The sequence below is a fragment of the Campylobacter concisus genome (assembly GCF_003048555.1).
GTDB lineage: Bacteria > Campylobacterota > Campylobacteria > Campylobacterales > Campylobacteraceae > Campylobacter_A > Campylobacter_A concisus_AO.
Map to the genome: position 1 here is coordinate 1 of NZ_PIRR01000061.1, position 6,929 is coordinate 6,929.

Annotated in this window: 2 protein-coding genes; one reads left to right on the forward strand and one right to left on the reverse strand. The window is 37.2% G+C overall.

Annotation, left to right across the window (positions count from 1 at the left end):
• Window positions 1-178: 178 nt before the first annotated feature.
• Entirely contained in the window at window positions 179-4,885 is a 4,707-nt protein-coding gene (locus tag CVS92_RS08395; RefSeq protein ID WP_107789144.1) for a hypothetical protein, read from the forward strand.
• Window positions 4,886-4,942: 57 nt separating this feature from the next.
• Here CVS92_RS08395 and htpG read toward each other — a convergent pair whose 3' ends face one another.
• A complete protein-coding gene (gene htpG, locus CVS92_RS08400) occupies window positions 4,943-6,799 on the reverse strand; it encodes a molecular chaperone HtpG (protein WP_107789145.1) in 1,857 nt (618 codons plus the stop codon).
• Window positions 6,800-6,929 lie beyond the last annotated feature (130 nt).

Sequence of the window (6,929 nt, forward strand, 5' to 3'; positions counted from 1 at the left end):
TTAACAATAAAGAGCAATTTATTAGCATTTTATAGAAACTTAAATTATTTATAAATATAAAAATGGGTAAAAAATAAAAAAAATTATTATATAGATTCTTTTATTTATATAAAATATTTTTTAGCTATAATCGCGTGAAATTTTAAATGGATTGATTATTAAATTTAAAGGACTAAATATGCAAAACGTTGGTATAGTCGCAAAAATAAGTGGAAAAGTATTTGTAAAACGCAATGGAAAGTTGATCGCACTAAAACAGGGAGATGAGATATTTTTAGGCGACGAGATCATAACACAAAGTAGTGGTGATACAGTCGTTATAAATTTCTATCACGCTTCGCCTATTGCGCTACTTGAGCCCCAAACTATCGTCATCACAAAAGAGCTATCAAAAGCAAATTTTAATACGCAAGGCAGCGAAGCCCAGATAGAAGAAGATAAGAGAAATTTTCTTGTTGAGAATGAAGAAACAAAAAACAAAGGCGAAGACGACAGCTCTCATAACGCAAGTCATAGTTCTCATGGCTCAAACCACGGTAGTAGCTTTGCAAGCATAAATGGTTTAAATTTTGATACACAAGGTCATATCTCAAATATTATTAGTGTTGATGATGGTGCGGTTGTACTGCCAGTCATATTAAAAGAGTCGGCATTGGCACATAGGTCTATTAGCGGTACGGTAGCAGCGGTAGAGCAAAAAGAGAGTATTCCAGTTATTGCAGCACCAAGTGTTAGAATTTTAAAAGACATTGATGGCGACGGCTATATAAATATTGCAGAAGCAGGTGGTGATCCAAACCATACAAGTATAGCGGTTGCTTTTAATAACGACTTCAAGCCAAATGATAAAGTGGCATTAGAAGTCATAAATAACGGTGTAAAGACTATGCTTGTTTATAAAGTTGATCAAGCTGGTACAAGCGTGATAAATATAAATAATCCAAGTGAAATTTTACCTATTGTGCCAAATGCTATAAACCCAGAGCAAAAAGAATTTATCATTCCAAGTGTCACTGTCGCTCCAAATGCTACATTTAGTGTAAATTCTAGTATCACTCTAGCAAATGGTACTAATTCATCTGTGGCAAATATAGCCACAAGTGTTGATACTATCACTCCAACTCTTGCTTTTAAAAAGGTAGTTTTGGGTAAAGATTTAAACCGAGATGGCGTCATAGATGCAAGCGAAAATAGCTTTAATCCAGCAGTTAGCACACCAAGTGATGATGCAAAGGTCATCTTATCACCAAATATGAAAATAGGCGACAAGATAAAACTAACTACCACTGATCCTGACGGAACTTTACATGAAAAAGTGCTGGTTAAAACATCTGGTAATATGCTTGTAGATAAAGAGAGCGGTAAGAGCTATCCACTTACAAGTGAAAGTGGTGGAAATGTCGGTTTTAACCTAGCAAATGTGGTTAAAATTTCATCTTCAACTCCAACAAATGTAAATATCCAAATGATAAGTAAGTCGGGCAATCCAGGTGCAACTGAAACCATAACCATAGCAAACAATAACAACCCAATCGCTGTTTTTACGCTTGATGAGAATAAAGATGGCATGATAAATTTAGCCGAGCTCGCAAAAAGTGGTGGCACAGCCTTGATGATAGATATTTATGTGCCAAACAATGCTACGGCTGGCGACAAGATCCGTATCAAAGTTGATGATCCAGCTAGCACACCAACAAGCGTAACAAAGACATATACCATTTCACCTGATGGGCTTACCGCTACGCTTGATGGTGGAACGGAGATTATCCCTATAGAAAATGGCAAGATAACAATTGCTGATCCAACAAACTCGAGCGATCCAAGCATAAAAAGGCTAAGTACGACGATCATTGATGGCACGACTGGCACCCCAAAAGCTTCAAGCGTGAGTGAAATTTCAAGCGATACAGTTGCACCTATTAAATCCCCGCATGTACAGTTTGCAAAAGATAGCGATAAAGATGGTGTTCTAACCAGCAAGGAGAGTGGCTTTAGCCCTGATGGCGTAAAGACACCGATAAAGATAAAAATTCCAAACGATGCAAAAGATGGTGATAAATTTGAGATAGATATCGCAGGAAGTGACGGTAAAACAGATAAAATCACTATTAAAATTTCTCAAAACGCATCTGGTGTATATAGTGCCACGAGAGATGATGGCGTACCTATTAGTGTAAATAATGGCACTATAGAGACCACCACAAGGCTTTATGGGCTTACAACAAATTTTACAACTACATTTACTGATAAAGCTGGCAACAAAGCGGCCCCAGTCACAGACAAGATAACTCTAGATAATAGCATAAAGGTGCAGTTTGCAAGGGATAATGATGGTGATGGACTGATAGATAGTATCACAACTCCTTCTGGCTCGTCATCGACTCAAAGCGATCTTGATATCTACCTGCCTAATAATACAAAACCAGGAAGCAGCATAAACGTCACGATATCAACCCCTACCATACCATCTGTTACAACAACTGTCAAATATACCATAAGCGACGATGGATTAACAGCCATACCAAGTGATGGTTCGGCACCGCTTCCAATAGTCGGTGGTAAATTTAGCATACCAGATGTTCCTATTTCTATGGATCATTCTACGCCGGTTAGAGCGACTATCACAACACCTGGCGAGGCTACGACGACTGATGGTGTCCGTGGTAGATTGTTTGACTTTGGAATTTTAGAGTATATTGACGATGTAAAGCTTGCTACGCAGATAGATGGAGGAGTTATAAATATCGCAAAATACTTAAGAGCAGGAGATAATGAAAAAGTTATTCAGAAAAATAACTTTGATAATGAGAGCAAAACTATAAAAGAGTACAATATTTCGCTTACTAACGATGAGCAGCCAAATATAGTCTTTGGTGTAGACCGTGCTCCTGGAACCAAGCTTCGTTTAGCTCTTGAAGATGATCTTGGTAATGCTAAAATTTTACCAAACGGACAAAACTACATGGATCTAGTTGTAGGTGCAGACAAGCGTGTAAATATGGACTTTGAAGCGCTTGGGATAAAGCTAGATGAAAGATACTCAAATATTAGAGCGACTGTTTTAAAAAGTGATGAAACAAAAGATGATGATCTCTTGGTTCGAGTTGATCTTGATGCTACTCCAGATGCGATAGGCACACTAAATGCCACGTCTAATGTTACTAGTGTAGATATTTCAGGTAGTATTGGAACCGACTCAAATGGTAACAACACTCTTAATAAAAATACCATAAATAAAGTTGATCTTTATGATTTGCTAAATTCTGTTCACAAAAGCTCATCTCTTGATAATACACATAGTTATTCTGAAAATTTTGCCCTATCAGCCAATAGCACTGGGGCAAATTTTATGATAAAAAATTCTGACGCCGCAGGAAACGTATCTATTAGTACTGTTACATTTATTGGCAACAGCGGTCTTGATGCTGATATGTGGTTTTATAACTACGTAGATCCGTCATGGAGAGCTAGAGTTGGTAACAATTCTGGTGTTTATAGTACGCAAGGTGGCAAGCCTATCTATAAAGACTATATGGAAATTTATTCCCCAAGTGCCTCTACCACCTACGATGTTGTGCAGTTTGCTTCAGGAACGCACTATAAGACTTTGTCTAATCAAGGAAATATGCATGCAGAGGATTTAGCTAGAGTTGGTAGACATGGAGATAGTACCTTATATGATGCGTCTAATCCATATGCACCAAAGAAATTTAGAAATGGTGTCGATACTGCTGCTGGCACTGGTGATAACATAGGCTTTGCAAATGGAGTTTTAAAAGGTAGACCCGGCAACTATACCCTTGGCGAGTCAAATCCTGTTGGATCTGATCTTGTTATGAAGATGAATGGCTGGATATATGTAAGTGCACCTGGAATATACTCTGTAAGAGCAGCAGATTTGCATAACTATGCAGAGCTTACTATAAATGGAACGACACAAAAATTTGGAAGTCCAACAACATATATAAACCCGACGACGGAAGCATCGTATGGTAAAAATGGTCAGTGGTGGAGTAGGGATTTTACATTTGATAAAGCTGGTTTTTATAAACTTGATATGGAGTATATGGACGGAACCGGTGAGATGAACTTATCTTTATATATGCTTCCAAAAAGTGTAGCAAACACTTATGGCCTCCAATATCCGTATCCTTCATCTATGCTAGTTGGAGCACAAGGTAGCGGCACGCATCTTTTTAGTAATAATTATGTTGAAGCACTTATTCAAAATGGACATCTAAAAAAGATAGGGACTACAAATTCTTACGAGCTAAGTGATGCTAGTAAATACGGCGAATCAAATTTTGGCGATCTAATATATCTAAGACAAGAGGGTGATATAAAAGGTGGTAACCTAGATGATGCCTTTGTTTATAGCAAGGGTAGGGCGATAGATGGTAGAGGTGGCGTGGATACTCTGATAGTAGTTGATGATGTGGATTTTTCAAATTTAGATAATGTTAAAAAGATAAATAACTTTGAAAAGATCCAGCTAGGCAGTGCTGATCAAGCAGTATCTATAAAATTTAGCCCAGATGGTGTCTTTGATATTATTGATAGCAGAAACACAAGGGATGCAAGCAATAGTGTAGCTAGTGAGAGCGTAAATACAGTGCTAAAAGTCATAGGTGACAGCAAAGACCTAGTACAGCTCACACATGACTTTGTAAAAGCTACAAAAGCTGATGTTGCTACACTAAATAGAAAACATAGCGTTGTCGGTGACATGTACAACAAGGTAGATGTTACAAGTGAGGGTGACGCAGTAAATCAAGTATATAAAGCGACATTTAATCGCCAAGAAACCATCAATGGAAATACAATAAACACAAGACACACCGTCTTTCTTGAGATCCAAGATGGTGTACAGGTCGATCTATTATAGAAATTTAAATTTTATAAAGAAGAGTAAAGCCCAAAATTTCTCTTGGGCTTTATAAATTTAGATAGCTTTTAACATGACTTTCGTTAATAGCTCTGAAAATTTAGCTGGATTTTCTAGACTCATGCCCTCATTTAGCCTTGCCATATCAAGAAGCAAAGGCGCTATGTCATAAACCATCGCCTCATTTTTCTCTAGTTTTGCAAAAATTTCATGATCAGCGTTGATCTCCAAGATCGGTTTAATTTTTGGAGCATTTGCGCCTTGACCCATTTGTTTTAACATCTCTTGCATAGCGTAATCAGGATCGTTTTTGTCGTAAATTAGCACCGCAGCCGAGCTTGATAGTCTTGAGCTTAGTCTTACATCTTTTACCTCGTCTTTTAAAATTTCTTTCATTTTAACAAGCGTATTTGCAACCTTGCTTTCATCGACCTTCTCATCGCTTTTTATCTCGTCGTTTATGTCAGCGTGTGAGACTGATTTTAGAGGTGTTTTGTCAAATTCATTAACCATTGGCATTACGATCGTATCGATCTCTTCGTCCATAATGAGCACTTCGATGTCGTTTTTCTTAAAGCTTTCTAGAAGCGGCGAATTTCTTAGCATATTTTCGTTGTTGCCACTGATATAATAGATAGATTTTTGATCATCTTTCATTGCCTCTTTGTACTCTTTTAGGCTGATAAGTCCGTCTCTTTTTGAGCTTTTAAATAGACAAAGATCTAAAATTTGCTCTTTTTCAGCGTTAAATCCGTAAAGTCCCTCTTTTAGAACCTTGCCAAATAGTTTGTAAAATTTTATGTATTTTTCGCGGTCGTTATCTTTTACTTTTGCAAGTTCGCTTAAAATTTTCTTTACGCTTTGCTCTTTGACACTTCTCATGATCGCATTTTCTTGTAAAATTTCGCGGCTAACGTTTAATGGTAGATCCTCAACATCAATGATACCCTTGATAAATCTTAAATATGGCGGCAAGAGTTCTTTTGCATCATCTGTGATAAAGACTCTTTTCACATAGAGCTTCACGCCACTTTGATAATCAACCCTAAAGAGATCAAACGGCTCGGTGCTTGGCACATAAAATAGCGTCGAGTACTCGATCTTACCCTCAGCTTTTGTGTGGATGTAAAGGAGCGGGTCGCTGCTATCGTGAGAAATTTGCTTATAAAAGTCGTTGTAGTCTTGCTCTTTTAGGCTGGCTTTATTTAGTCTCCAAAGCGCATTTGCCTTGTTTATCTGCTCGTTTTTGGTCTCATAAGTGCCTTCTTTTTCGCCTTCTTTTGGAGCGACATAGCTTTGTTTATCCATAAATATAGGATAAGGAATGTGATTTGAATACTTCTTGACTATCTCTTCTATACGCCAAGAATTTGCAAACTCATTGTCATTTAAATGTAAGATGATGTCCGTTCCAAAGCTCTCTTTTTGGGCATCTTCGATCTCATAGTTTTTTGCATCAGATGTCCATTTGTAGGCTTTGTCGCTAAGTGCTCGTTTGCTTATGACCTCGATCTTGTTTGCCACCATAAATGCTGAGTAAAAGCCAACACCAAACTGACCGATCAGCAAGCTATCTTTTTTGGCATCGCCGCTTAAATTTTTCATAAAGCCTTTTGTGCCACTTCTTGCTATCGTGCCTAAATTTGCGATAAGCTCGTCCTTATCCATGCCGATACCATTGTCACTGATGGTTAAAGTCTTAGCCTTATCATCTACTTTGATGTCGATCCTTGGAGTGTAGCTTAAGTTTTTATACTTTTCATCAGTCAAGCATAAGTAGTTTAGCTTATCAAGAGCGTCGTTTGAGTTTGAGATGAGCTCTCTTAAAAATATCTCTTTGTTTGAGTAAAGAGAGTGGATCATCAAATTTAAAAGGTCATTGACCTCGGTTTGAAATTCAAATTTATCTGCCATTTTTCTTTCCTTGTTTTAAAATTTTTGGCAGATTATAACACAAAGTGATAAAAATATACTTAACCTTGATAGCATTACTATCAAGGTTTTTAAATCAAATTTTTAAAATGGTTTTAAAAAAGTTATAATT

Excerpts from the sequence above, each read along its gene's own strand:
- CVS92_RS08395 (WP_107789144.1), top strand. The coding sequence starts at position 179 with ATGCAAAACGTTGGTATAGTCGCAAAAATAAGTGGAAAAGTATTTGTA.
- htpG (WP_107789145.1), bottom strand. The coding sequence starts at position 6,799 with ATGGCAGATAAATTTGAATTTCAAACCGAGGTCAATGACCTTTTAAAT.